Genomic DNA, 24549 nt, shown 5'->3' on the forward strand with positions numbered 1-24549 from the left:
GAACCTCGACACGTCGAAGGCATCGTTGCCCAGGACGGCGATTCCATGATCGTTACCGCCCGCCCGGTTGTCCGGCTCAGCTGGCAGCGACTCCTCGGATCGTGCCGGAGAGCGGCCCGGACAGGGCCGATGGCCGCATCCGGGCAGTCGCTCCGTGGTGCTGGTTCAGTTGTCCCAACGGCACCACTGTGGAGCCTTGCCGACGTTGTCGACGTAGCGGGCGGAGACCCAACCCTTCTCGCTGGTCAGGTACCAGCGGTTGTTGCCGCCGACGCTCTGGCCGGGTTGCTTGCAGATCACGCTGAACGACGTGGATTTCCCGATCGTCCCGGTGCGCTTGTCGCTGGTGTTCGGTCCGTGCCGGACCGACAGCGTTGCAGTGGCCTTGGCCTTGGCCGTGTCGCCGGTGCAGCGCGGCGGCTTCTTGCCCAGCAGCTTGACGTAGCGGCCGGAGATCCACTGACTGCTCGGGCTGTCGGTCTGCCCGGCGTACCAGGTGCGATTGCCGTCGACCGAGGTGCCGTAGACCCAACAGCCGAGTCCTACCTTCTCGCCCTTCTTGAGGTGATCGACCTTGGAGGCGTGGGTGCTCGGCGCATACCGGACCGACAGTCCGCCGGAGGCGGTCACCTGACCCTGGTAGTCCGCTGCCTGTGCGGTGCCGGCGCCCAATGCCAAGGTCCCGGCGGTGGCTGCTGCGAGCGCCGCTGCCGTGGCGGCAATCTTCTTGATCATGAACTCCCCTTGGTGATGCGTGTCGATGAAAGGTGCGGCCCCGGCGGTGATGCGGTACCGCCGAGGCCACACGTCATGGCCCTGCCCCCGAGCCGGGCCAGTCCTGGGACGGATCAGACGCAGTGATTCGGCGCCCGTCCGACGTTGTCGATGTATCGGGCGGAGACCCACTTGTGGTCGGTCGTCCAATACCAGAGCTTGTTGCCGTTGACGCTCTGCGACGGCAACTTGCAGATGATGTCGACGCCAACGCCCCTGGCGATCGAGCCCGAACGGGGGTCTGCGGTGGTCGGTCCGGTGCGCTTGCTGACCGTGGTCGTCGCCCGACCGACGAACCGTTCGCTGTTGCCGCACCAGCCCGGCGTCGACCCGATGTTGGTCACGTAGCGGGCCGCGATCCATTCGTGGCCGCCGAAGCTGTCGCCGGGCAGCAAGTACCAGCGGTTGTTGCCGCCGACACTGGTGCCGGTCACCTTGCAGTTGAGCGGAACCACCTTGCCGTACTTGATCGAGGTCAGGTACTTGGCGTGACTGCTCGGCGCATACCGGACCGAGAGGCTCGGCTTGGCGATGATCTTGCCGTCCGAGCTTGCTGCGTCGGCCGTCGTCGCCCCGAGCGACACCAGGCCTGCTCCTGCTGTCAGGGCGGCCACGGCCACGCTGACGACCTTCTTGATCATGATTGAACCCCTTTGTCTGCGGGACCCCGACAGATCCCGACACCATGACGCTAGACCCGGCCGACGAGCCCCGGGAGTGCCTTTCGGACAGATCCGCATCTCAGCAGACCAAGATCATCCTCAAGGCGTACGGACACCGATCGGCTGTGCACCCACAAGCCGAGCTGGTAGTCCCCTCGCGGGCGGCGGCGATCCAAGACGCTCCCGACTCGGACGCCGGATCGGTCATCCTCTTGCTCACCGGCGCACCCCCAAGTCGATCTTGTACCGCCACCTCCCGACGAGGTGGTGATGATGACGTTAGGAGGGCAACGGCTCAACGAGACGACCGTGCCATCACGGCTTTCTCACAACTGGCTCACGGTTGTGCTGCGGGGGCCTGCCGGGCGTCGATGGCTTCCATCCAGTGCACGGCGACGGCGGCGAGTTGGAGCAGTTCGGCACGCAATCGGGCCGGGTCGTCCTCGGCCATCGCCTCGCAGAACTCCTCGTACAGGATGTGTTCCCAGCTGCCTGCGCCGCGTTCGAAGGCTCGATCACAGCGGGTCCGCGCGAAGCGCACGTCCAGTTCGGGGACCTCGGACAGGGTGTAGTCGGCACCGGTGCCATCGGGATGGTTCTGCTCCCCCCATCGTGCGTCCTGCCGCGCTCGTTCGGCGGCGACGTCGGCCAGTACGTCGGTCAGGCTCATGGTCCCCAGCATCGCACTGCTGTTCATCGACACCGGGCACCTGGTGTCCCGGCTCCCCCTTCGGCGTCACCTTCCGGGCCGCCCGGCGGCGCGCCGACAGCCAACCGGCGACGCCGCCGATCAGGAAGATCCCCGCCAGTGTCAGCCACAACGGCAACGTGGCGACCGGCACGATCAGACGGATCTGGACCGCCTGCCGGTTCTCGACGATGAAGACCACTGCCAGCACGATCAGAGCGCCGTCGATGATCTAGTGTCCTAGCGCGGGTGGATCCGCTGCCGTCGATCGGTGACCTGCTCACGGTCCGTTGTCATGATTGATGATGTTCCGCCGAGCTCAGCGCAGTCCATCACCATCCAGCGGATCCGCGCCCGTCCGGTCGGGAGTCGCGGCGCGAATGTGCGTGGCACTACGCTGCCGCCATGGCCTACGTCCCGATACTCGGTCGGCTGGTCGGTTGCCGGCTCTACTCGGTGCAGTTCGTGATGGACTACGTCCAGCTGTGGTTCGACAATGATCATTCCGACCGGCCGATGCTGAACAGCTACGCCTGGCCGGCAGTGATCACCGACGGCGTCCGGTGGACCGAAGGTGACCTGGGGTGGGCCGACGCGCTGCGGTCCTTCATCCCGCAGATCGTCATAGCGACCCGAGAGGGAGACCGCGAAGGACTGGTCATCGAACTGCCATCCGGAACGCTCCAGATCAACCCGACCTGGGACGAACTCGACGAGATCGGACCCGAGATCGCCGAACTGCACGGATTCGCCGATCGGCACTGGATGGCCTGGCGAGCTGGGGAGGAGTCCTTCGAGCACCTCGCCCGGCACTGACCTCTCAGCCCTCCTCGCCGTACCCGGAAATGATCATCGGCGACACTCGCCGCCGAGTGCCGCCGATGATGGTGGGTGATGCGTCAGTCGTCCAGCGCCTCGGCACCGGCCTGGGCGAACTTCTGATCGAGATCACCGCTCGGAGCGCCGGCGACTCCGACACCCGCGATCGGGGCGTCCTTGGAGGTGACCGGGGCGCCACCACCGAGGAACAGGGTGCCCGGGATGTCCTTCAGGTTGGGCGTCTGCTCGAGCCGCTCGACGAGTTCGGATGTCGGGGCGTTCCACGCGACAGCGGTGTAGGCCTTCCGCACCGCCGACTCCGGCGACTGCGGTCCTGCACCGTCGCCCCGCAGGGTGACAATCGTGTTGCCGTTGCGGTCGACGACGGCGACCGAGACCCGCTGGTCCTCCTTCTCCGCCGCGTTCATAGCGGCCTGGGCAGCCTCGGTTGCGGCTGCCACGGTGAGGTGGCTGGACTGCATGACGTTCGTGTTGGCCGCAGCTGCGGGAGCCTCGGTGGCCGGCTCTGCCTGGGCGGTCGCGAGGGCACCGAAGGCGCCGACTGCCACGGTGGCCGCAGCGACACCGGTCAGCACACGGGTACGCAGGGACAGCTTGTTCATGAGGATTCCTTCGACTCGGAGCTTGGGGACGGGAAGCCTTCTGCTGTCCCGCTCTGGTATCCATGCTCAGCCCGGAACCTGCGCCATGGCGTCGATCGTCAGGCTGACAGCTGAGCGCCGGAGGGACCAGGCCTGGGTCATCCGATCGGTTGACCCAGGCACGGATCCACTCCCGATAGCCTGGAAACGGTGCGGCGACGATCAGGGAGGTGCATGTGACGGACGATGCGGCTCCGGCGGGTCCTCCCAGGGACTCCGATGCCCGCTGGTTGGCGACAGTGATGCATGTCGCGTTCTTCGTGCTGCTGTCCTCGTCCTTGACCCGCTTCTTGATCGTTCACTTCGACAAGCCCATCTCGGTGTGGGTGATCCTGCTGGCCATCGCCCTTGCCGTGTTGTACGTCTTCGGACCGGTCGCCGGGCCGGCCGAGAGGACGGTCCCGGTCAGCACGTCGTCCAGGCTCTGGCTCGCGGCCGTGATCACCTGCTGGGCGACATTGGTGATCCTCGCGCCGAGCTTCGGCTGGTGCGCGGTACCGCTGTTCTACACGGCACTGCGGATGCTCCGGCCGCAGGCGGCGATCGTCCTGGTCGTGTTGTTCACCGCTCTGGTGGTCGCTGCGCAGGTCAGGCTGCGGATGAAGTTCGGCTTCGATCCCAATCTGATGTTCGCTCCCCCGGCCGTCGCCGCGGTGGCAACGGCGATGTTCATCTACTCCCAGCGCCAGGCCGACCGGCTGCGTGATGCCATCGCCGATCTGGTGGAGACCCGCCGCGAGCTGGCGGCAACCGAACGGCGTGCGGGCACCTTGACCGAACGCCAGCGCTTGTCGATGGAGATCCACGACAGTCTCGCGCAGGGCTTGTCCAGCCAGCAGATGCTGTTGCAGGCGGCGAACCGGCTCTGGGACAGCGATCCCGACGCCGCGCACCGTCATCTCCGGTCCGCCGAGAGCATCGCGGAACGCAATCTCATCGAGGCTCGGCGCTTCGTTCATGATCTTGCACCCGCTGACCTGGCTGAGGGCAACGGCCTGGACGATGCGCTGCGTTCGTTGGCCGAACGAGAGTCCACCGACTCCCTCCGGGTCCGTTTCCACCAGGACGGTACGTCGGCAACGCCGCTTCCCGAACGCGTCCAGTCGACCTTGCTACGGATCGCGCAGGGCGCACTGGCCAACGTCCGCGAGCATGCCGACGCTGGCGTGGCCGTGATCACCGTCACCTATCTCGATGATCAGGTGATGCTGGACATTGCTGACAACGGTCGGGGATTCACACCCACACAGGGATCTGATGGCTTCCGGGGCCACGGCCTCCCGGCTATGCGCGCCCGCGCCCAACAGGTCGGCGGCACCGTCACCGTCGAATCGACCCCCGGCGAGAGCACCGTCGTGTCGGCGGCGATCCCGCTCGGTAACCCGACGTCATGAGGACCACGCCATGAACCCGGTACGCCTTGTCGTCTGCGACGATCACGTCGTGGTCCGTGCCGGGCTGCTCGCTCTGCTGGGCAGCGAACCGGACATCGAGGTCGTCGGCGAGGCCGGCAGCGGCGAGGAGGCGATCGCGATGGCCGCGAAGTTGCGGCCCGATGTGGTGCTGATGGACCTGCAGTTGGGTGACGGGATCGACGGCGTCGAAGCGACCCGACGGATCGCCACGACCGGCGTGCAGGTGCTCGTCCTCACCACCTATGACACCGACGCCGACATCACCCGGGCCATCGGTGCCGGCGCCACCGGCTACCTGCTCAAGGCCGAACGCCCCGAAGAACTCTTCGCCGCGATCCGTGCCGCGGCCGTAGGCCGGACGACGCTCTCCGCGCCGGTCGCGGATCGGGTGATGAATCAGATGCGCGGAACCGCACCTGCTCGCCTGACCCGACGCGAGACCGAGATCCTGAAGCTGCTCGCCGACGGAATCGGCAATCGGGAGATCTCCCGGACGCTGTTCATCAGCGAAGCAACAGTCAAAACGCATCTGGGCCGGATCTACAGCAAGCTGGGTGTCGAGACCCGCGCCGGAGCAGTGGCCGCGGCTCACGAACTCCGGCTCCTTCCGTGACGTCAAGCAACCAGGTCAGACTCCGCGGGTGCTGAGAGGTCATCCTCCGATCGATGATCAAGTCGTGCCGCGCCGCAGTGCCGTTGCCCTCACAGTCCGGCTCCGACATCGCCGACTGGTGCATGGTTGTCCGTAGCTGCTCCGGCAAAATCCCGCCGCCCCGTGCTCCGCCGGAAATTCAGACACTCGTCCACATTCCCAAGCCCACCGCCGGTCAACCCGCGAAACCCGGACACTCGTCCACTTTTCCCAGGCTCAACGCCAGGTCGACGCGAGAAGTTTCGGACATTCGTCCACGTTTCGCGGGTAGCAGACGGCTCGGGCCGCTCGGCTGACCTCGGCCGTTCACCGACGCCGCCACCTTCGCCACCGGCCGGCACACGGTGCCAACTTCCACGGCGTCGTCGATTGGTGCCCGGCAGCTACCCGCGGGAATCGCGCCCTCGCTCTCGTCAATCTGCGCAGTGACCTCGAGTGGCGAGCCTTCGACCGCGACCTGAGGTGGACGGTCCCACCGGCGGCTATCGATGGACCTGACGCCATCGTGCGCACCACCGTCGAGCCAGGCGTGCTTACTGCGTCCGAGATGAGTACGTCTTGTTGAGCGGAGTGCAGGATCTGGCCGGGTCTGGCGCGGTACCGCTCGCGATCAACCAGGCTGTGTTGAAAACGGTCAGGAGTTGAAGCTGCTCTGGGTGCGTTCGAGGCCGTTGATGATCAAGGACTCGACGGCGTCGGCGGCGCGAGCGATCTCGATCTCGACATCGTCGCGTTCTCGAGCGGCGAAGTTGCTGAGCAGGAAGTCTGCGGGATCCTGCCGGCCGGGCGGACGGCCGACACCGAACCGGACCCGGTAGTAGTCGCCGACCGACAGCGACTTGCGGATCGACCGCAGACCATTGTGTCCGTTGTCGCCGCCGCCGAGTTTGACCCGCATCTGGCCGAGATCGAGATCGAGCTCGTCATGGATCACGATCAGATGATCGGGTTTGATCTTGTAGTAGCCGGATGCCTTGCTGACCGCGGCACCGGTCTCGTTCATGAAAGTACGGGATTTGAGCAGCACTGCGCGGGTGCTGTCCGGCCCGGGTGGACCGATCCGGCCTTCGGCGATCTCGGCCCGCATCCGTGCCGGGTTGGAGAATTTCGACCCGAAACGGCGCCCAAGCTCGTCGACCACCCGGAAGCCGACGTTGTGCCGATGCATGGCATATCCGGGGCCCGGGTTTCCGAGCCCAACGATCAGCCACATCAGTGTCGTCGACTTCCAGGTGGTCGGTCAGGTCAAGCGGTGATGGCGGTGTTGGTGCGCAGCCGCGATCGGTCAGGACTCGGAGTCGTCGGACTCGGAATCCTCGCCGGACTCCTCGCCTTCGCCCTCGCCCTCGGTCTCCTCGCCTTCGGCTGCGGCCGCTTCTTCCTCTTCCTCGGCCGCGGACCGAGCAGCGCTGACGCTCACGATCAGGGTGTCCGGATCGACCGCCAGGGTCGAGCCCTCCGGCAGCTCCAGATCCGAGGCGTGGATCTGTGCACCGACGTCCAGGCCCTCGACGGAGATGGTGATGCCTTCGGGGATGTTGGTGGCCTCGGCCTCGATGGCGACATCGTTGCGGTCCCACATCGCGACGGTGTCCGGAGCGGTCTCGCCCTCGGAGTGCAGGGTGACGTCGACGGTGACCTTCTCACCGCGACGCACCATCACCAGGTCGACGTGCTCGATGAAGCCCTTGATCGGATCGCGCTGGATCTGCTTGGGCAGCGCGAGCTGGGACTTGCCGTCGACCTCGATCGACAGCAGCGCGTTGTGCTCGCGCAGTGCCATCAGGGTCGCGTGTCCCGGAAGGGTGATGTGCTGGGGATCCGAACCGTGTCCGTACAGGACGGCGGGGACCTTGTCGGCGCGACGAATACGGCGGGCTGCACCCTTGCCGAATTCGGTGCGCAATTCGGCGGTGAGCTTGACCTCGGCCACGAACGACTCCTCGAACTGAATGCGTTTTGATTTCCGACATGCTCAGCGAGGAGTGACCGGCGTGCACACACGGTGCGACGCAACCAGGTCGATCACGGCCGATCCGGCCCTCGCCGAGGCAACCGGGACAGCGTACCCAATGGGTCACCGCACCGCCAACTCCGCGCTCAGCCTCCCCTGCACTCCACGATCAGCGCTATCCAGATGCGACGACGTGGGGTGAGCAGCGTAGGTGACCACGGTGGGTGCCCACGCCCGGGGTCCGGGGGTCGCCCGCCGCCGAGCGAAGCGAGGACCTATCAGCTCGCGCCGTTGAACAGGGAGGTGACCGAGCCGTCCTCGAAGACCTCCTGGATGGCGCGGGAGATCAGCGGGGCGATGGAGAGCACGGTGAGCTTGCCGAACTGCCGCTCGGGCGGGATCGGCAGGGTGTTGGTGACGATGACCTCTTCGAACGGGGAGTTGTTCAGCCGTTCGGTCGCCGGGCCGGAGAGCACCGGGTGGGTGGCTGCGGCGATCACGGCCTTGGCGCCGCGGGCAACCAGTGCCTCGGCGGCCTGGCAGATCGTGCCGGCGGTGTCGATCATGTCGTCGACCAGCAGGCAGACCCGGCCGGACACGTCGCCGACCACCTCGTGCACGGCAACGGTGTTGGCCACGTTGGGATCGCGCCGCTTGTGGATGATCGCCAGCGGGCAGCCGAGTTGGTCACTCCACATGTCCGCCAGCCGGACCCGGCCGGCGTCCGGCGACACGATCGTCATCTCGGAGGTGTCGTACTGGGCCTTGACGTGCTGGGCGAGCACGGGCAACGCCCAGAGGTGGTCGACCGGGCCGTCGAAGAAGCCCTGGATCTGGGCGGCGTGCAGGTCGACCGACATCAGCCGATCGGCGCCGGCGGTCTTGTAGAGATCTGCGATCAGCCGGGCCGAGATCGGCTCCCGGCCGGCGTGCTTCTTGTCCTGACGCGCGTACGGGTAGAACGGCGCGACCACCGTGATCCGCTTGGCCGACGCCCGCTTCAGCGCATCGACCATGATCAACTGCTCCATCACCCACTCGTTGACCGGTGCGGCGTGGGACTGGATGACGAAGGCGTCGCTGCCGCGCACCGACTCCTCGAAGCGGACGTAGATCTCGGAGTTGGCGTAGGCCAGCGCGCGGGTCGGCACCAACTCGACCTTCATCAGGTCAGCGATCTCGTGTGCGAGCTCGGGATAGGCCCGGCCGCTGAACAACATCAGGTGCTTGTTGTTCGGTTTGAGAACTCCGGTCATCGCTGGTCTCCCCTTGTTCGGCCCTGGTCCTGCGTCCGGCCCTGGTCCTGCGCTGTTCGGCCCTGATGCTGCGCTGGTCGGCCCTGATGCTGCGCTGCTCGGTCCTGCTTCCTGCACACGGCTCGGCCTATTCCGTGCCCTGGTCCTCCGCTGCCGTTGCAGCATCGGCGGTCTTGCTGCCGGCTCGGTTGCGAGCAACCCAGCCCGTCGAATTGTGCTGCCTACCCCGCGCAATCCCCAACTCGCCGACTCCGACATCTTCGGTGACCACCGAACCGGCCGCAACATAGGCGCCGTCGGCGACGGTGACCGGCGCCACCAACACGCTGTCGCTGCCGACGAAGCTGAACCGTCCGACACTGGAGCTGTGCTTGTTCACCCCGTCGTAGTTGGCGAAGATCGTGCCCGCACCGATGTTGGCGCCCTCGCCGATCTCGGTGTCGCCGGCGTAGGTCAGATGCGGCACCTTGGCGCCGGGGCCGACGTGGGAGTTCTTCAGCTCGACGAAGGTGCCGATGTGTGCGTCGGCGTCCAGCACCGTTCCCGGCCGCAGGTACGCGTACGGTCCGATCGTCACGCCGGATCCGATCACGGCCAGCGAGCCATGCGTACGGCAGACCGTGGCGCCTTCGCCGACCTCGACGTCGGTCAGTGTGGTGTCCGGTCCGATCACCGAGTCCGCGCCGACGACGGTGGTGCCTTCCAGGACCGTGCCGGGCAGCAGCGTGACGTCGGCGGCCAGATCGACGTCGGCGTGGATCCAGGTGGTGGCCGGGTCCACGATGGTGACGCCCTCCAGCATCCAGTGTTCGCAGATCCGCCGGTTCAGTTCCTTGCCCACGGCGGCGAGCTGGACGCGGGTGTTGACGCCCTCGACCTCCCACAGGTCATCGGTGACGTAGGCCCCGATCCGATGCCCCGCGGCTTCGGCGATGGCGGGCAGGTCGGTGAGGTAGTACTCGCCTTGGGAGTTGTCGGTGGTCAGCCGGCTCAGTCCTTCGCGCAGTACGGCGGCGTCGAAGACGAACAGCCCGGAGTTGATCTCGTCGACAGCTCGCTCGGCGGCGTCGGCGTCCTTGTGCTCGACGATGCGTTGCACCCGGCCGGTGCTGTCCCGGATGATCCGTCCGTAGCCGGTCGGGTCCGGGACCCGGGCGCTGAGGACGGTGAGCGCGTTCTGCTCGGCGCGGTGCTGATGGACGAAGCGCTGCAGGGTGCTGCCGGTCAGCAGCGGCGCATCGCCGAGAGTGACGACGACCTCACCGGCCACGTCACCGAGCTGGTCCATCGCGCAGCGAACAGCGTGACCGGTGCCGTAGGCGTCGTCGGACTGATGGACCACCTGGACGTTGGGGGCGATCTGGGCCAGCGCCGGTTCGACCTGGTCGGCCATCACGCCCACCACGACGACCAGATGTTCCGAACGCAACTGCTCGGCGGCGTTGATGGCGTGCCCGACCAGCGGTCGACCGGCGATCTCGTGCAGCAGTTTGGACTTCGCCGACTTCATCCGGGTGCCGCCGCCGGCCGCCAGCACGATCACGGCGGCGACCGGGGCGAACTCGGCCTCGGGTTCGGACGAGGTGCTCACACATGCTCCCTGAGAAGTCGACGTCGGCGAGACAGTCTCACTATGTCACGGTCCCGATCCCGGGTCCGTCCCGGCGCAGAGTAGTCACCCCACCCCGCCGACGCCAGTCCTCCTCAGGTTGGCTCCTCGGCGGACCGTCCGGCCGCCCGATCGGCGAGGACGGCGGCGAGTTGGCCGACCGCCCAGCGCAGGTCCTCCTCGGCGATCACCAGCGGCGGAGAGAATCGGATCGTCGAGCCGTGGGTGTCCTTGGCCAGGATGCCCCGATCAGCGAGTCGTTCGCAGACGTCGCGGCCGGAACCGAGCTCAGGCTCGATGTCGATCCCGGCCCACAGGCCGATCGTCCGGACCGCTCGCAATCCGTTGCCCAGCAGGGGTTTCAGTTCATCGGCCAAGACCTCCCCGACTCGTTCGGCCCGCCGCTGGACCTCGCCCTCGGCCAGGATGGCCACGACCTCGCGGCCGATGGCGCAGGCCAGTGGGTTGCCACCGAAGGTGGAGCCGTGCTGCCCCGGGCCGAGGACGCCGAGGATCTCGGTGTTGCCGACCACCGCCGACACCGGGACGATGCCGCCGCCGAGCGCCTTGCCGAGGATGATCAGGTCGGGGCTGACTCCGACATGGTCGACGGCCAGCGTTCGCCCGGTGCGCCCGAGACCGGACTGGATCTCGTCGGCGACGAACAACACCCGATGGTCCGAGCACAGTTGGCGCACCCGGCTCAGGTAGCCGTCGGGCGGAATGATCACCCCGGCCTCACCCTGGATCGGTTCGATCAACACGGCGGCGGTGTTGTCGGTGATGGCTGCGGCCAACGCATCGGCGTCGCCGTACGGGACGGTGACGAAGCCCGGCGTGAACGGACCGAACCCGTCCCGGGCGATCGGATCGTCGGAGAACCCGACGATCGTGGTGGTACGGCCGTGGAAGTTGCCGGCCGCGACGATGATCTCTGCGGCGCCGTCGGGGACGCCTTTGACGTCATACGCCCACTTCCGGCTGATCTTGATCGCGGTCTCGACCGCTTCAGCGCCGGTGTTCATCGGGATCATCATCTCTTTGCCGACCAGCGAGCAGAGCTCGGCGGCGAACGGACCGAGTTGATCATGGTTGAACGCCCGGCTGACCAGCGTCAGTTCGTCCAACTGCCGGCGGGCCGCCATCAGCAGCCGCTGGTTGGCGTGGCCGAAGTTCATCGCCGAGTAGGCACTCAGCAGGTCGAGGTAGCGCCGGCCGCGCAGATCGGTGACCCAGGCTCCGGTGGCCGCCGCGGCGACCACCGGAAGCGGGTGGTAGTTGTGGGCGACATGCTGGTCGATCAACTCCAGGCTGAGCCGGTCGGCATCCGGACGCGGCTTCTCCGACCCGATCTCGCCCTGCTCGGGCGTGGTGATCATGGATTCTCCCTTCGTGGTGGTGGTCATCGCCGGATCTCCAAGGTGCAGCACTTCACCGAACCGCCGCCCTTGAGCAGCTCGGACAGGTCGACTCCGATCGGTTCGAACCCTCTGCGCCGCAGCTGCTCGGCGAGTTCGGGAGCAGCGTCGGTCATGATCACGTGCAGTCCGTCGGACACCGCGTTCAGGCCGAGAACCGCGGCGTCAGCGGCGGTGGCCAGCACCGCATCGGGATAGAGCGTCTTTAGCAGGGATCGGCTGGTCGGGGCGAAGGCGTCGGGATAGTAGGCGATCTCGTCCTCGGACAGCACCGCGAGCGCGGTGTCCAGGTGGTAGTACCGCGGATCGACCAGCTCCAGGCTGATCACCTCGCGGCCGGTCACCTCGGCGACCTCTACGTGGGCTGCCGGATCGGTCCGGAAGCCCCAGCCGGCAAGGATCCGGTCGCCGACCACCAGGAAGTCCCCCTCCCCCTCATTGGTGGCGACGCTGTCGTGAACGGTCAGCCCCTGTGTGCCGAACCACTCGGCGTACGCGGGACCTTCGGCCGATCGTTCGGGGTGGGCGAAGCGGGCGGTGATCGCGAGCCCGTCGACGACCAGGCCGCCGTTGGCGGCGTACACCATGTCCGGCAGACCGGGCAGTGACGGCACCAAGTTGACCTGATGCCCCAACTGCCGGTAGCTGTCCTGCAACTGCTGCCACTGGGCCACCGCACGGTCCACATCGACCGGCCGACCCGGATCCATCCAGGGATTGATCGCGTAGCGGACCGCGAAGTGGTCCGGCCTGGTCATCGCGAAGTTGCGCAGGCGTGGCTGCCGCGCCGCCCGCTCGTGGCGGGTCAGAGTAGTGGTCGACATATCTGGACCGTACGAGTCCGGCCTGGCGCAATCAATCGCCAAACATTTCACAGATGATAGCGATATATTGCAGCTGTCGGATGTTGGTGGCTATTTATTGCACAGGGGGGGCGCATGTCCGGACCGATGGTGCTCGATGAGACCGATGAACGGATCCTCACCGTGCTGACCCGCAACGCTCGGGCGACGTTCAACGAGATCGGCAGCGTGGTCGGGCTGTCCGCGCCGGCGGTCAAACGACGCGTCGACCGACTGGTCGCCAGCAAGGCGATCCGCGGCTTCACCACGGTCGTCGACCCGGCAGCGATGGGATGGACCACCGAGGCCTACGTCAGCGTCTTCTGCACCGGGGTGGTGGCCCCGGAGGTGCTGGCCCGGGCCTGGGAGGACATCCCCGAGATCGTCAGCGCTGCCACCGTGACCGGGGCGGCCGACGCCGTGCTCCGGGTCGTCGCCAGCGATGTCGGCCATCTGGAACGGGCCATCGAGCGGATCCGGCGCAGCGGTTCGGTCGACCACAGCGACAGCGTCATCGTGCTCTCCCGGCTGATCGAACGCACCGGCAACGGCCGCGAGCCGGTCGAACCCCAGGACTCCTGAGCCTGCCGCCCCAAGAGTCCTCAGCCTGTCGAAGGACCATGATCAATATCACGGGCAGCCTTTCGACAAGCTCAGGGACCCGGCCCGGTTTCGTCGTCCGGAATTGGTGTGGGATCGCGGGGGTCGATTGGACCGGGACAGTCGAAGATGATCTTCCTACCCTCGACGGATGCAGCAACGATTCCTCGGCCGGACCGGCCTGCAGATCAGTGAACTCGGGCTCGGCACGATGTCCTTCGGTGCCCGCACCGACGAACCGACGGCGCAGCGCATGTTGGACCGCTTCGCTGCGGCGGGCGGCACCTTCATCGATACCGCCGACACCTATCAGTTCGGAGAGTCCGAACGGATCCTCGGCGGCTGGTTGGCCGGACAGGATCGCGATCGGTTCGTGATCGCCACCAAGGCGTACGGGGAGTCCGAGCCGGGCGGCCCGGTGCACGGCGCCGGCCGAAAACATCTGCTGCGTGCGGTCGAGGACAGCCTGCGTCGGCTGGGCACCGACTACATCGACCTCTATCAGATCCACGTCTTCGACGACGCGACGCCGTTCGAGGAGACGCTGTCGACGCTGAACGGGTTGGTCACGAGCGGGAAGGTGCGTTTCGTCGGTGCCAGCAACTACACCGGCTGGCAATTGCAGAAGTCGGTCGATCTGGCCCATACGAACGGCTGGGAGCCGTTCGCCGGGCTGCAACCGCTGTACAACCTGCTGCAGCGCGACGCCGAGAACGAGTTGCTGCCGATCTGCGTCAACGAGGGCCTGGGGGTGCTCTGCTGGAGCCCGCTCGCAGGTGGTTGGCTGTCCGGCCGCTACGCACCGACAATGACGGCGCCGCCGTCGGACAGTCGCTTCGCCGACCAGCCCGAGGCCTGGCGGGCGCAGGCGACCGAGGCCACGTGGCAGGTCGTGGCGACGGTGGACAAGATCGCCGCCGAGGTCGGCCGGACACCGTCCCAAGTTGCGCTGCGCTGGTTGTTGCAGCAGCCCGCCGTCACCGCGCCGATCATCGGTGCTCGTTCGGTGGAGCAGTTGACCGACAGTCTGGACACCGTCGACTGGTCGCTGACCGATGAGCAGCTGACCGCCCTGGAGGCGGCCAGTCGACGGCCGCTTCCCTACCCCTACGAGCTGCAGCGTCTCCCGCAATTCGTCCGGCGATCATGACCTCCGACGACGTGCTCCGGGCTGCTGATCATCGGCCGACGGGCCGGGCGTAGCGGGAGAGCACCGCAGCGCCGGATTGCTCGACCGATACGCACTCCAACTCCACCGTCGCATCGTCGGGGAACAGCCGGTCTCCGGAGCCGATGACGATCGGGAACGTCAGCAGCCGGTACTCGTCGATCAGGTCGACAGCGGCCAGGCTGCGGACGACGCTCAGGCTGCCGGCGACGACCACGTCATGGTGCTCGCTCTTGATCACCTCGACCAGATCGCCGGTGATCAACTCCGAGCCGGGCCAGGCCGACACGTCCGACAGGCTGCGCGACGCGACCAGCTTCGGTACGGCGTTCATCCGGGCCGCGAACGGATCGTCGCGGCCCGGCCAGATCGTGGCGAACAGTTGCCAGGTCTGCCGGCCGAGCAGCAGCACACCGTCGTCGAGGATGGGGCCGAGCCGGAACTTGTCACCGGCAACGCTGTCCGGGCCGTAGCGGAAGGCCCAGCCGCCGCCCGCGGTGCCGCCGGAGCCGTCCGGGTCGGAGATGATGCCGTCGAGGGTGATGAACTCGATCACGGTGATGGTCACGATGAGGTCCCGTCTGTGAGGGTTGCTGATGGTTTCGTCGGTACATACCGCGCACCTCGGCCGGACTCATCGCTGCCGATCGATCTTTTTCTCAGAGCTGGGCCGGCAGTTCGAAGGCTGCGAGCACCCGCGGGTCGGCGAAGACCACGTTGGCGGCGATCAGACCATCGACGACCGACAGCACCTGCAGCGTGTGCGGCAGGTGTCGACCCTTGTCGTCGGCGGCGTAGGCGGCGAACGCCGGCTGGCCGTTGGCCGTCAGCGGCAGCACCCGCCAGTCCCGGCCGCGCATCGCGAAGACGCGTTCCATGAAGCGCCGGTAGTCGCCGCGGCCGCGATACCAGAGCGGGACCGGCGGCATCTCCAGCACCGCTTCTTCGGCCAGCAGCCGCACCAGGCCGTCGACGTCGGCGGCCTCGAAGGCCGTCAGGTAGGCGCGGACGGTCGCGTCGGTGTCGGCGTCGTCGGACTCGGCGATCCGGTAGGGGTCGGGACGTTCGGCCAGCGTCGCGCGGGCCCGTTGCAGGGCGCTGTTCACCGCTGCAACGGTGGTCTGGAGTTGCTCTGCGACCTCTGCGGCTGTGAAGTCCAGGACGTCGCGCAAGATCAACACGGCTCGCTGTCGCGCCGGCAGTGTCTGCAGTGCCGCCACGACGGCCAGCCGCAGATCGGCCCGTGCTGCGGCGTCGAAGCGGCCGTCGGGAAACGGTTGCAGCCAAGGGATGTCGAGTGCCGGGGTGAGCGGTGCGCCGGGGTCGTCGCTGGGTGCGCCGAGACCGGACGGCAACGGCCGCCGCGCACGTCCGTGCAAGGCGGTCAGACAGGCGTTGGTGGCGATCCGAAAGAGCCAGGTCCGCACCGAAGCACGGGCGCTGTCGTAGCGATCACGTGCCCGCCAGGCTCGCAACAACGTCTCCTGGGCGAGGTCCTCGGCATCCTGGATGGTTCCCATCATCCGGTAGCAGTGCGCGACCAGCTCATCGCGGTACGGCTCGACGTTCACACCCTCATCGTGCCCTATCGCAGACCGGGCGCGGGATACTCCTATGCGGTCAGGAACTCACGGCTGGGCAGCGGCCGATTCACGATCCGGGTGTCACCGATGTTTCCGTGGAAGACGATGTCGATGGCGCCGTCGTACTCGTGGCCGCCGAGCAGCCACGGCAGCCCCAGCGAGCTGAGGCCGATCGATGTCCGGTTCGGGTTGTCGACGACCGGGGCACCGTCGACGTAGAGCTTGGTGCGTCGACCGTCGTTGACCACGGCCAGATGCCACCAACGCCGCTCGACCAGGCCATGACCCCAGTTGGTTGTCGGGTAACTGTTGTTCAGCGGGTAGTGGTTGAACTGCGGTTCGCGACCGTTGTTGGTGATCGCGAGCTGGAGCACGGGCTCGCCCGGATCGGTGTTCTCGCCGTGCTTGCCGGCGGCTTCGGCCGACCCACGCCGGGAGAGGATCGATGCCCAGCCGTTCTTGCCGGCGTCCCAGTCCAGTGGCAACATCACAAAGGTCTCGATGGTGTAGCCGCGGTCGAAGGTGGCGTCGTTCAGGGGCGCCGCGTCGCCGGTCGTCAGGTACGCGCCGTGCAACGGGTCGCGACCACCGACGAAGGTCAGGCTGGCGTGGCCGGGTTGATCCCGATGGTGATCAGCTGACCAGGTCAGCGCGTCGGACGCTGTCCCTGCAACTGCTGTCACCGTCAGATCGTTGCCGCGTCCGGACAGATCACGGATTGTGTGTCCTGCCGGGAGTGACGTGCCCGGTGCGCCTTGGTTGTCGAATCGCCAGTAGGCCTGGGTGCCCGGCACCAACTGTTTGGCTGCCGGTCGGGCCGGTCGGACCGGGACCGGGGCGAATCCGGAGAATCGCCGATCGAAGTCGATCATGATCGAGAAGTCGTCGACCGGGCCGGTGACGCGGGAATGTTCGGCGGCCAGCTCACTGCGGTCTCCCGGGTCCTCGGCAAGGATCCAGGGGTTGATCGTCTCGACGTCGATCGTGTTACGTGCCAGGTCGAAGTGGTAGAGCCGGAGCATCGCGCCGCCGCCGAAGTAGCGGATCTGGTAGTTGGTGATGTGCAGGTGGACGTCGTTGCCGGCAGCGTTCTGCTTGGTCGTCCGGCCCGGCGGCCAGTAGTGACCGTTGATGGTCAGGAAGATCTGATCGTTGTCGTTGATCAGCGAGCCCCACATCCGTCTGCCGTTGTCGGCGAGTACGGCGTTGTCCTCCGGATCCCCTGACTCGTAGGGGAAGACGTTGTCGTCATAGGTCGAGGCGACGATGTCGTGCGAGGTGACGATCACCGGCAGCTTCGGATGGTCCTTGATGATCTTGTTCGCCCAGGCGTAGCCGGCGTCGGTGGTTCGCCAATCCAGCGCCAGCAGCAGCCAGGAGCGGCCCGCCGCCTGGAAGATGTGCGCGGTGTTGTAGCCGGCTGTGTCGGCCCCGGCGAACGTGGGTGACCGCTTGAACCGCCGCGGACCCATCGTCTGCAGATAAGGCGTCTCACCCCGGCTGTCGTCACCGGTCACATCGTGATTGCCGGCCAGCACGCTGTAGCCGACCCGCCGTGCGTCCAGCATTCTGAACGCCTTGTCGACCTCGTCGAAGGACGATGGGTCGGCGTCCTGGGTCAGGTCGCCCAGATGCGCCATGAACACGATGTTGTTGTCGGGCGTTCCACTGTTGTCGATGATGTAGCGGAACGATTCCTCCTGCGGTTTCCGGTCGATGCTGTCCTGGCTGCCCCAGTAGAGGAACTGGGTGTCCGGCATCACCGCCAGCGTGAACTGCTCCGCCGTCGCATCCGGCCGCCAGCTGCCGGTTCCGGCCGACCGTTCGTTGTCATCGGCCAGCGCGGGCGTTCGGCCGATCGCGGCCTCGCCGACGACGGCGGCCGTGCCGGTCGCCGCCAGGGCCGCGCCACGGAGGAACCCGCGGCGGCTGTGCCCGGAGGGTTGTGCAGACGACGTGTCAGCGTGGCTGGTCATGGGCCTCTTCTCGAGCTCGCCGGGGTGCCCTCAGCATCGGGCAGCGCTGACGGTAGCCAGCCACGATGTACGGATCGACGGTGAGTTGATGACATTCGATGATCAAGAAGCTGACCGGAAGCTGACGACCGGGGCGCCGGCACCGACCATGATCAACGAATGCCGAAGATCCGGACGAACATCGGCGTATCCAGCCAGGTGTGCGGCGCGAGCGCATGGTAGGCCCAGACGTGGGTCCAGGCGTTGGCACTGCGGATGGTGATGAAGGCCTTGAACATGCCGGGTCCGGTGTAGAAGAGGAACACGAACAGCACAGACAACAGCGCGTCGACCGGTGAGTGGAAGGTCGTCCAGCCGTCCAGTACGTGCAGCGCGGCGTAGCTGAGGCCGCCGAGGACGACAGTAGCCGGCACCGAGCCGGTCAGCTTGAGGTAGCGCGGGACCAGGATGCACGCGATGAAGACCATCGTCGGCAGTACCGTCCCGGCGAAGGACAGCACGAAGGTGACCGGTGCGCCGATCAATAGCTGGCGTCCGGTCAGTTCGAAGATCTGGGGGTGCAGCGCCAGTTGGACCAATGATTCGATGATCAACACCACCGCGACAAGCAACAGATCGGCGCGGCGGTCGACCGAACGCAGATTGAGTTGTTCGGCGGTGTAACGGCGCCGGAAGAAGATCAACGGCAACACGGCGTAGCCGATCAGGTTGTAGCCGGCCCAGAGCAGCGCCTCGGCCGGGACCACCGGCTGGCCGGTTCGGATCACCATTCCGTCCAGATGGAAGCCGAAGGCGTGGAACCCGAGCCCGCGGCCGAGCAGGAAGCCGCCGATCATCACCAGCGCTCCGTAGCCGAGCAGCAGCGCGGTCTCACGGCCGGCGATCGCACGATTCGGCACCCGGGCCGCGATGTCGGGGACCTTGCGGCGGCGGGTCAACAGCCCCACCACGACCATCAGGGCGACGACCTCGACGTACATCGCGTCGGTCTGCAGGATCACTCCGACCGTCGGCGGCGTCGCCAGCGAGGATGCGCGGAACGGCAGGTGCCCGCCGCCGATCAGGATCAGGACGCCGTTGACGATCAAGCCGCCCAGCAGAGTCAGCCAGATGCTGCTGGATGACAACCGACGCCACGGACCGGCCACACGAGATCGCCGCGGCAGCAGAACGGAAGACATTCCAACACCATACGCTCGTATGGGTCCACTCCTGAGGCGCCGTCCGCCCGCAACTGATGGCGGGCAGCGATTCCGACGAACGGTCATCGACCCGCAACGCCCGCATTCCTTGATCGGCTGCCTGATCGGTCACCGGTACCGGGGCGCGACCCGCGGCGCCCGACAGCCCGTTGCAATCGACCCCACCGGGTCGTCCTCGAAGGTCCAACGATCGCGACCGCCATGATCAGTCCGAAGCTCACGAGCCGCGCCAGCAGCCGGCGCACCACCCTCTCAACATGTTCGTCATGATCCATCGGATGGTACGCGGAACATCATTCCACGTCAGCGCTCAGGAATGGCCACCAGGACCTACGGCTCCTTGACATGGAACATGACTTCAAGTTGGCTGGGCGGATGGCGACCCGGCTGCCGACCGACGATGATCGACACGTCCCGTCTGGCCGGCTCGTCCTCGGGGCGGCTCAGTTCGGCCAGCCCTACGGCAATGGCCCCGATCGGTCGGCGCCGTCGGATCGTGCCGTCGGCGACATCCTCGATCGTGCGCTCCGGCATGGCGTCGAGGATCTCGACACCGCCCGCGCCTACGGCGACAGCGAAGCCGCGGTCGGCCGTGCCGTCCGAGATCGCCCCGGGATCCGGATCGTGACCAAGATCGAACCGCTTCCGGCCGAGATCAACTTCGGGTCCTCGCGTGCTGTGGCCGCAGCGGTCCGAGCCAGCGCGGACACGTCGCTGGCGGCACTGGGCACCGGACGGGTGGACACCGTGCTGTTGCATCGCGCCCGGGACGCGGTGTGCGCCCACGGTGCGGCAGTCGACGAGCTTCGCGCCCTGGTCGGCGCTGGGATGGCGAGCCGATGGGGTGTCTCGCTGTCCACACCGACCGAACTCGCCGCCGTCCACCGGTTGCCGGACCTCGGCTACGTCCAACTCCCCTTCAATCTCCTCGACCGGCGGTGGAAGGCGGCGCCGACCGCGTCGCTGCTGGCCGGCACCGACGTGCACGTCACCGTCCGTTCGGCTCTGTTGCAGGGCCTTCTGGTCGGCAGCGATCCGGCGCGGTGGCCGACAGCACCCGGAGTCGACCCGGCGGCGATCATCGCCGAACTGCATCGGCTGGCGTCCGAACTGGGGCGCACCGATCCGCTGGAGCTGGCGATCGGCTACGTCCTCGGCCACGACTGGGTCGACGCGGTCGTCCTCGGCCTCCGCAGGCCGGACCAGCTGACCGCGCTCCTCGACGCTGTCGCCGCCCCGCCCCTCGATGAAGATCAGATCCGGTATGTCGAGCACTGCATCCCAGCCGGACCCGATGACCTGATCGACCCGTCCCGCTGGCGTTTCCGACGCCGCCCAACGAAAGGCACTCGATGACCTCGGCACGTTCGGCCCCTGATCGCTTCGACCTGTCCGGCCGGGTGGCCTGGGTGGTCGGCGGGGCCGGTCTCCTCGGCGGTCAGGTCAGCACCGCACTGGCGGAGCACGGCGCGAACGTGATCATCGCCGACCGGGACCGGCAGCGAGCCGAGCAACTGGCCGAGCGGCTGCGGTCCGACGGGCTGACGGCATCGGCGACAACACTCGACGTCGCCGACCAGGCCGCCATCGAGGAGCAGGCCGGCGCCATCGGTCAGGAACATGGCGGACTCGACATCTGCGTCAATCTGGTCGCCACTCATACCGGCCAGGGCTACGACGAGATCACCACCGAGGCGCTGGAGACCGGCCTGCGTACCAATCTGATCGGCGCCTTCCATCTGGGGCGTGCCGCAGGTGAAGCCATGCGCGCATCAGGCGGCGGCCGGATCGTTCAGTTCGGCAGCATGTACGGCGTCGTCAGCCCGGACCCGGCGAACTATCCCGAGGACATCCCGATCAACCCCGTCGACTACGGGATCGCCAAGGCCGGGATCCTGCAACTGGTGCGTTATCAGGCCGTACGACTCGGCCCCGACAAGATCACCGTCAACGCCGTGATCCCCGGCCCGTTCCCGAATCCGGCCGGTCAGGGCGCCGCTGCCGACTTCGTCGATCGACTGGCCCGGCGGGTGCCCTTGGGGCGGGTCGGCAACGCCGAGGAGATCGCCGGTGCGGTGGTGTTCCTCTGCTCTCCCGCCGCGTCCTTCGTCACCGGGACCAGCGTTGTCGTCGACGGTGGGTGGACCGCCTGGTGACCGGGAACCGATCGTGCCTCGCGACCAGTAACCGGTCCGGCGGCCATGATCAGATACGCCCTCCGCGGCTGATGACGTCGACCGTGGTCCTGAGGTCCACCTCGGGTGCCGGCGGCAGCGTTCGTCGTTCGGCCCCTGGCCGGGTGGCAAAGGACTCGATGAGGTAGCCGAGCAGCCGCTGCGAGCCGGCGTCGACCAGGGCAGGCGGGCCGGTGGCGACACCGGCGACGGACAGCAGGACGAGGACCAGATCGGCGACCGAGAAGTCAGGACGCAGCCGTCCCGCGTGCTGTGCCCGCTCGATGAGAACCGCGAATCCCTTTTCGGTGAAGGAGATGCGCTCGTCGGTCATGGCACCCGATGAGCCGGCCAGGATGAAGGCTTCGGCGAATCCGCGATCGGCGACCTGCATCCGACGGACCGACTCCAGCAGTCCGCAGAACGCGCGCCAGGGATCCGGATCGGCCACCGCGGCCTCCAGCAGGTCTCCGCAGTCTCGGAACTGCCGGGCGAAGACGGCGTCGACGAGCGCGGGCTTGGTCGGGAACCGGCGGAACAGCGTTGCCACGCCGACACCCGCGCGACGTGCGATGGCCGCCATCGAGATGTCCAATCCACGTTCGGCGAAGGCTTCCGCCGCCGCGGCAACGATCCGGTCCCGATTGTTCCGGGCATCGATCCGCAGCTCGCCGGGGTCGTCGTGCTGATCGTGCTGCTGGGGCACCTGAGCCGATCGACTGCTCATCACTCTCACTTCCGCCGTCGCCCTTCGATGGACGTGCCGCCGCGACTACCGTCCATCGAGAACTGGAACGAGCTTTCCAGATGAGCCTACGCCGTCGGTCCACGGCGATCACGATCGAGAGGGAACACAGATGACAATCGGCGACGCGGCGACCGGACAAGCATCCGAGGTGGGGCGATGAAGATCCTGATGTTCGGACGTGGCGTGATCTCGACGCTGTACGGCCGGGCATTGGAGGGCGCCGGCAACGACGTCACGTTCTACGTACGCCCCGGCAGATCGGTATCGCTCGGCACATCGGTGAGCCTGGATGTCAAAGACGGACGCGGCATCACCCGCCCCGGCACCATCACCGAGCAGTGGCCGGTCACTCTGGTCGAGGAGATCAGATCCGATCACGACTACGACCTGATCATCGTCAGCGTCAACCATGATCAACTCGACGACGCCCTGCAGGTGCTCCGCGGCAAGGTCGGCGACGCCACCGTCCTGATGTTCAACAACGTCTGGGCCGAACCGACCGATGTGATCGCGGCACTGCCCGCCGACCACGTCGTGTGGGGATTCCCCGGTGGTGGCGGCGGATTCACCGAGGGGCGGCTGCGCGGCGCCTTCCTGCGGACCGTGTTCATGGGCGACATCGACGGGTCCTCGACGACGGCACGCCATCGGATGGTCCGCAACCTGTTCCGCCGGGCCGGCTTCACGATCGTGGCATCGCGCGACTTCCGCAGCTGGCTGTGGCTGCACTTCCTGATGGACGCCGCCCTCGCAGCCCGCGCCCTGAGCACCGGATCGTTCTCCACGGTCCTCAGATCAGCGTCCGAACTCGAGCAGGCCGCGGTGATCGCCCGCGAGATCGTTCCGGTCATGATCATCAGAGGCGGTCGGGTCGGGTTGGCCGGACACGCCGTCGCACGGCTGCCGCCGACGTTGATCGCCCGTGTCCTGAAGCAGATACTCGGTTCTCGCGGCATCCCCCGCTTCATCATGGAGCAGGTCGATCACAGCGCTCACGGTGGCCCGGCCGCCGTCGCTGCCTACGTCTCCGACGTGCTGGCCACCGCACGCCGCTACCAGGTGCCGGTGCCGCGCCTGGAGGAGACCGCAGCCGCCTTCCCGATCATCGACGACCGGGCCCGAGCCCTCGCCGACCCCGCAGCGTCGGCATGACGGTCGCCATCGGCGCGGACGACCGGCCCGGCACGCCCGCTGCAGCGTCGGTGATCACCGACCGTCCGGGATCGCCGCTGCCGCCCATCCCGATGGCGCGCGGAGGCGTTCCCGCTGGAACGCCCGGGCCGGGTTTGGCAGGATCGGACGCGGCCGGTACCGAGGCGCTGATCGACGGCTCCGGTTGCGGCGGCACACCCGTGGGAAGGATGAGTTGTCACGATGACGACCTGGGTCAACGTGCTGTGGATCGGTGGACGATCGGGGGCAGGAAAATCAACGGTCGCAAGGCTCCTGGCCAGACGCCACGGCCTGCGCTGGTACAGCTGCGACACCCGGACCTGGGCACACCGGGACCGCGCCATCGCGGCCGGAGACGAGGCAGCGATCGCCTGGGAACGGCTGACACCGGAGGAACGATCACAACTCTCGGCAACCGCGGCCATCGCGTTGGCGATCGACAGATCGGCCATGGTGCTGGACGATGTCGCTGCCCTACCGGCTGAACCTGCGGTGATAGCCGAAGGGACCAACGTCGTCCCGTCCATGGTTCCCCCGCAGAGCAAGGCGATCTGGCTGATCGCGCAGCCGACGGTCCGCGCGGATCGGACCAGCGGCCGCGGCTGGGGTGCCGGCGGCGGAGAGGTCGACATGATCAAGGAACGCGAGCTCCGCGCCGAACTCGACCGTACGGGGGCGCTCACCATCGACACCACCGGCCACAGCACCGCCGAGCAGACAGCCGACCGGATCGAGGCGGTCGCCGAAGCCTGGTTGGCGAGCCGACCGAGGGCCGGCAGCGGAGGTGCGCGCCGGCGACTGATCCGTGAGGGCAACGCCGCGATCGTCGAGCAATACCGCGCCGGGATGGCTCGTTCCGGAAACACCGAAGGCGGAGGGCTTCTGCGAGCCTACGACTGCGAGTGTGGAGATGCCGGCTGCTCCGCCCTGGTCGAACGGCGTCTCGACTCGATCCCGGATCCGTTCACCTCGAGCGCGGCACCGATCCTTGCGCCGGGCCACCACGACTGAGCCGGCCGATTGGGTAGCGTCGACAACCGTGCCTGACACGTGGGAGCTGAACGCCGAAGGTCTGACCGGGGACGTCCGGAGCTGTACCGCCCCCTGAGGCCATTTCCGGCCGGCGCGGGCCGGAGCTGAAACGCCGTTGCGTTCCAGCTGGGACGGCTTTCAT

24 protein-coding genes are annotated in these 24549 nt (G+C 67.3%); 9 read left to right on the forward strand and 15 right to left on the reverse strand.

From position 1 onward, the window contains the following. Positions 1 to 165 precede the first annotated feature (165 nt). The 3 genes from BLU38_RS07130 to BLU38_RS31595 all read right to left on the reverse strand — a co-directional run bounded on the left by BLU38_RS07130 (position 166) and on the right by BLU38_RS31595 (position 2133). Positions 166 to 735: an SH3 domain-containing protein gene (locus BLU38_RS07130; RefSeq protein ID WP_091522106.1), complete on the reverse strand. Its 570-nt coding sequence runs from the start codon at positions 733 to 735 to the stop codon at positions 166 to 168. A gap of 113 nt (positions 736 to 848) precedes the next feature. Then, positions 849 to 1415, reverse strand: a complete 567-nt coding sequence (locus tag BLU38_RS07135) for a hypothetical protein (RefSeq protein WP_091522109.1) — start codon at positions 1413 to 1415, stop codon at positions 849 to 851. A 358-nt stretch (positions 1416 to 1773) separates the two neighbouring features. Next, positions 1774 to 2133, reverse strand: a complete 360-nt coding sequence (locus tag BLU38_RS31595; RefSeq protein WP_091522113.1) for a hypothetical protein — start codon at positions 2131 to 2133, stop codon at positions 1774 to 1776. Positions 2134 to 2529: 396 nt separating this feature from the next. Here BLU38_RS31595 and BLU38_RS07150 point away from each other — a divergent pair, with 396 nt between their 5' ends. Continuing rightward, positions 2530 to 2940 (forward strand): hypothetical protein, encoded by a 411-nt coding sequence (locus tag BLU38_RS07150; protein ID WP_091522116.1) that lies wholly within the window; start codon positions 2530 to 2532, stop codon positions 2938 to 2940. 83 nt (positions 2941 to 3023) lie between these two features. On the opposite strand, the gene BLU38_RS07155 is transcribed toward BLU38_RS07150, so the two are convergent. Continuing rightward, positions 3024 to 3566: a GlcG/HbpS family heme-binding protein gene (locus BLU38_RS07155; protein ID WP_091522119.1), complete on the reverse strand. Its 543-nt coding sequence runs from the start codon at positions 3564 to 3566 to the stop codon at positions 3024 to 3026. 215 nt (positions 3567 to 3781) lie between these two features. On the opposite strand from BLU38_RS07155, the gene BLU38_RS07160 reads away from it, so the two are divergent. Beyond that, a complete protein-coding gene (locus BLU38_RS07160) occupies positions 3782 to 4999 on the forward strand; it encodes a sensor histidine kinase (protein WP_231920219.1) in 1218 nt (405 codons plus the stop codon). A 10-nt stretch (positions 5000 to 5009) separates the two neighbouring features. After that, entirely contained in the window at positions 5010 to 5633 is a 624-nt protein-coding gene (locus BLU38_RS07165) for a response regulator (protein ID WP_091522124.1), read from the forward strand. A 673-nt stretch (positions 5634 to 6306) separates the two neighbouring features. On the opposite strand, the gene pth is transcribed toward BLU38_RS07165, so the two are convergent. The 6 genes from pth to ddaH all read right to left on the reverse strand — a co-directional run bounded on the left by pth (position 6307) and on the right by ddaH (position 12733). Then, positions 6307 to 6885 carry an aminoacyl-tRNA hydrolase gene (pth, locus tag BLU38_RS07170; protein ID WP_091522127.1) on the reverse strand — a complete coding sequence of 193 codons (579 nt, stop codon included), beginning with the start codon at positions 6883 to 6885 and terminating at the stop codon, positions 6307 to 6309. Between the two features lie 72 nt (positions 6886 to 6957). Continuing rightward, entirely contained in the window at positions 6958 to 7605 is a 648-nt protein-coding gene (locus BLU38_RS07175) for a 50S ribosomal protein L25/general stress protein Ctc (protein ID WP_091522131.1), read from the reverse strand. 299 nt (positions 7606 to 7904) lie between these two features. Continuing rightward, positions 7905 to 8882 carry a ribose-phosphate diphosphokinase gene (locus BLU38_RS07180; RefSeq protein ID WP_091522135.1) on the reverse strand — a complete coding sequence of 326 codons (978 nt, stop codon included), beginning with the start codon at positions 8880 to 8882 and terminating at the stop codon, positions 7905 to 7907. Between the two features lie 127 nt (positions 8883 to 9009). Continuing rightward, complete coding sequence (gene glmU, locus BLU38_RS07185) at positions 9010 to 10473, reverse strand: bifunctional UDP-N-acetylglucosamine diphosphorylase/glucosamine-1-phosphate N-acetyltransferase GlmU (RefSeq protein ID WP_269458162.1); 1464 nt, start codon at positions 10471 to 10473, stop codon at positions 9010 to 9012. Between the two features lie 113 nt (positions 10474 to 10586). After that, positions 10587 to 11897 carry an ornithine--oxo-acid transaminase gene (rocD, locus tag BLU38_RS07190; protein ID WP_231920220.1) on the reverse strand — a complete coding sequence of 437 codons (1311 nt, stop codon included), beginning with the start codon at positions 11895 to 11897 and terminating at the stop codon, positions 10587 to 10589. Continuing rightward, positions 11894 to 12733 (reverse strand): dimethylargininase, encoded by an 840-nt coding sequence (gene ddaH / locus BLU38_RS07195; protein WP_091522138.1) that lies wholly within the window; start codon positions 12731 to 12733, stop codon positions 11894 to 11896. Before ddaH ends, rocD begins: the two co-directional genes overlap by 4 nt. Before the next feature lie 114 nt (positions 12734 to 12847). Here ddaH and BLU38_RS07200 point away from each other — a divergent pair, with 114 nt between their 5' ends. Next, complete coding sequence (locus BLU38_RS07200; RefSeq protein WP_091522142.1) at positions 12848 to 13333, forward strand: Lrp/AsnC family transcriptional regulator; 486 nt, start codon at positions 12848 to 12850, stop codon at positions 13331 to 13333. Positions 13334 to 13502: 169 nt separating this feature from the next. Next, positions 13503 to 14501: an aldo/keto reductase gene (locus BLU38_RS07205; RefSeq protein WP_091522145.1), complete on the forward strand. Its 999-nt coding sequence runs from the start codon at positions 13503 to 13505 to the stop codon at positions 14499 to 14501. A 28-nt stretch (positions 14502 to 14529) separates the two neighbouring features. On the opposite strand, the gene BLU38_RS07210 is transcribed toward BLU38_RS07205, so the two are convergent. The 4 genes from BLU38_RS07210 to BLU38_RS07225 form a co-directional block, all read right to left on the reverse strand. Beyond that, entirely contained in the window at positions 14530 to 15087 is a 558-nt protein-coding gene (locus tag BLU38_RS07210; RefSeq protein WP_091522148.1) for a dihydrofolate reductase family protein, read from the reverse strand. A gap of 91 nt (positions 15088 to 15178) precedes the next feature. Then, on the reverse strand, positions 15179 to 16090 hold the full coding sequence (locus tag BLU38_RS07215; RefSeq protein WP_091522151.1) for an RNA polymerase subunit sigma-70: 912 nt from the start codon (positions 16088 to 16090) through the stop codon (positions 15179 to 15181). A 41-nt stretch (positions 16091 to 16131) separates the two neighbouring features. After that, on the reverse strand, positions 16132 to 18078 hold the full coding sequence (locus BLU38_RS07220; RefSeq protein WP_091522154.1) for a LamG-like jellyroll fold domain-containing protein: 1947 nt from the start codon (positions 18076 to 18078) through the stop codon (positions 16132 to 16134). Between the two features lie 152 nt (positions 18079 to 18230). Next, positions 18231 to 19259, reverse strand: coding sequence for a hypothetical protein (locus tag BLU38_RS07225; protein WP_197680031.1), 1029 nt, complete (start codon positions 19257 to 19259; stop codon positions 18231 to 18233). Positions 19260 to 19625: 366 nt separating this feature from the next. On the opposite strand from BLU38_RS07225, the gene BLU38_RS07230 reads away from it, so the two are divergent. Then, positions 19626 to 20636 carry an aldo/keto reductase gene (locus BLU38_RS07230; protein ID WP_091522157.1) on the forward strand — a complete coding sequence of 337 codons (1011 nt, stop codon included), beginning with the start codon at positions 19626 to 19628 and terminating at the stop codon, positions 20634 to 20636. Next, complete coding sequence (locus BLU38_RS07235; protein ID WP_091522160.1) at positions 20633 to 21436, forward strand: SDR family NAD(P)-dependent oxidoreductase; 804 nt, start codon at positions 20633 to 20635, stop codon at positions 21434 to 21436. The genes BLU38_RS07230 and BLU38_RS07235 overlap by 4 nt, the downstream gene beginning before the upstream one ends. A 49-nt stretch (positions 21437 to 21485) precedes the next feature. Here BLU38_RS07235 and BLU38_RS07240 read toward each other — a convergent pair whose 3' ends face one another. Further along, positions 21486 to 22181 carry a TetR/AcrR family transcriptional regulator gene (locus tag BLU38_RS07240; RefSeq protein ID WP_091522164.1) on the reverse strand — a complete coding sequence of 232 codons (696 nt, stop codon included), beginning with the start codon at positions 22179 to 22181 and terminating at the stop codon, positions 21486 to 21488. Between the two features lie 177 nt (positions 22182 to 22358). Here BLU38_RS07240 and BLU38_RS07245 point away from each other — a divergent pair, with 177 nt between their 5' ends. After that, a complete protein-coding gene (locus BLU38_RS07245) occupies positions 22359 to 23354 on the forward strand; it encodes a ketopantoate reductase family protein (protein WP_091522168.1) in 996 nt (331 codons plus the stop codon). A 222-nt stretch (positions 23355 to 23576) separates the two neighbouring features. After that, positions 23577 to 24386: a (d)CMP kinase gene (locus BLU38_RS07250; RefSeq protein ID WP_091522171.1), complete on the forward strand. Its 810-nt coding sequence runs from the start codon at positions 23577 to 23579 to the stop codon at positions 24384 to 24386. Positions 24387 to 24549: the final 163 nt, after the last annotated feature.

Source organism: Microlunatus soli (assembly GCF_900105385.1).
Classification (GTDB): Bacteria; Actinomycetota; Actinomycetes; order Propionibacteriales; family Propionibacteriaceae; genus Microlunatus; species Microlunatus soli.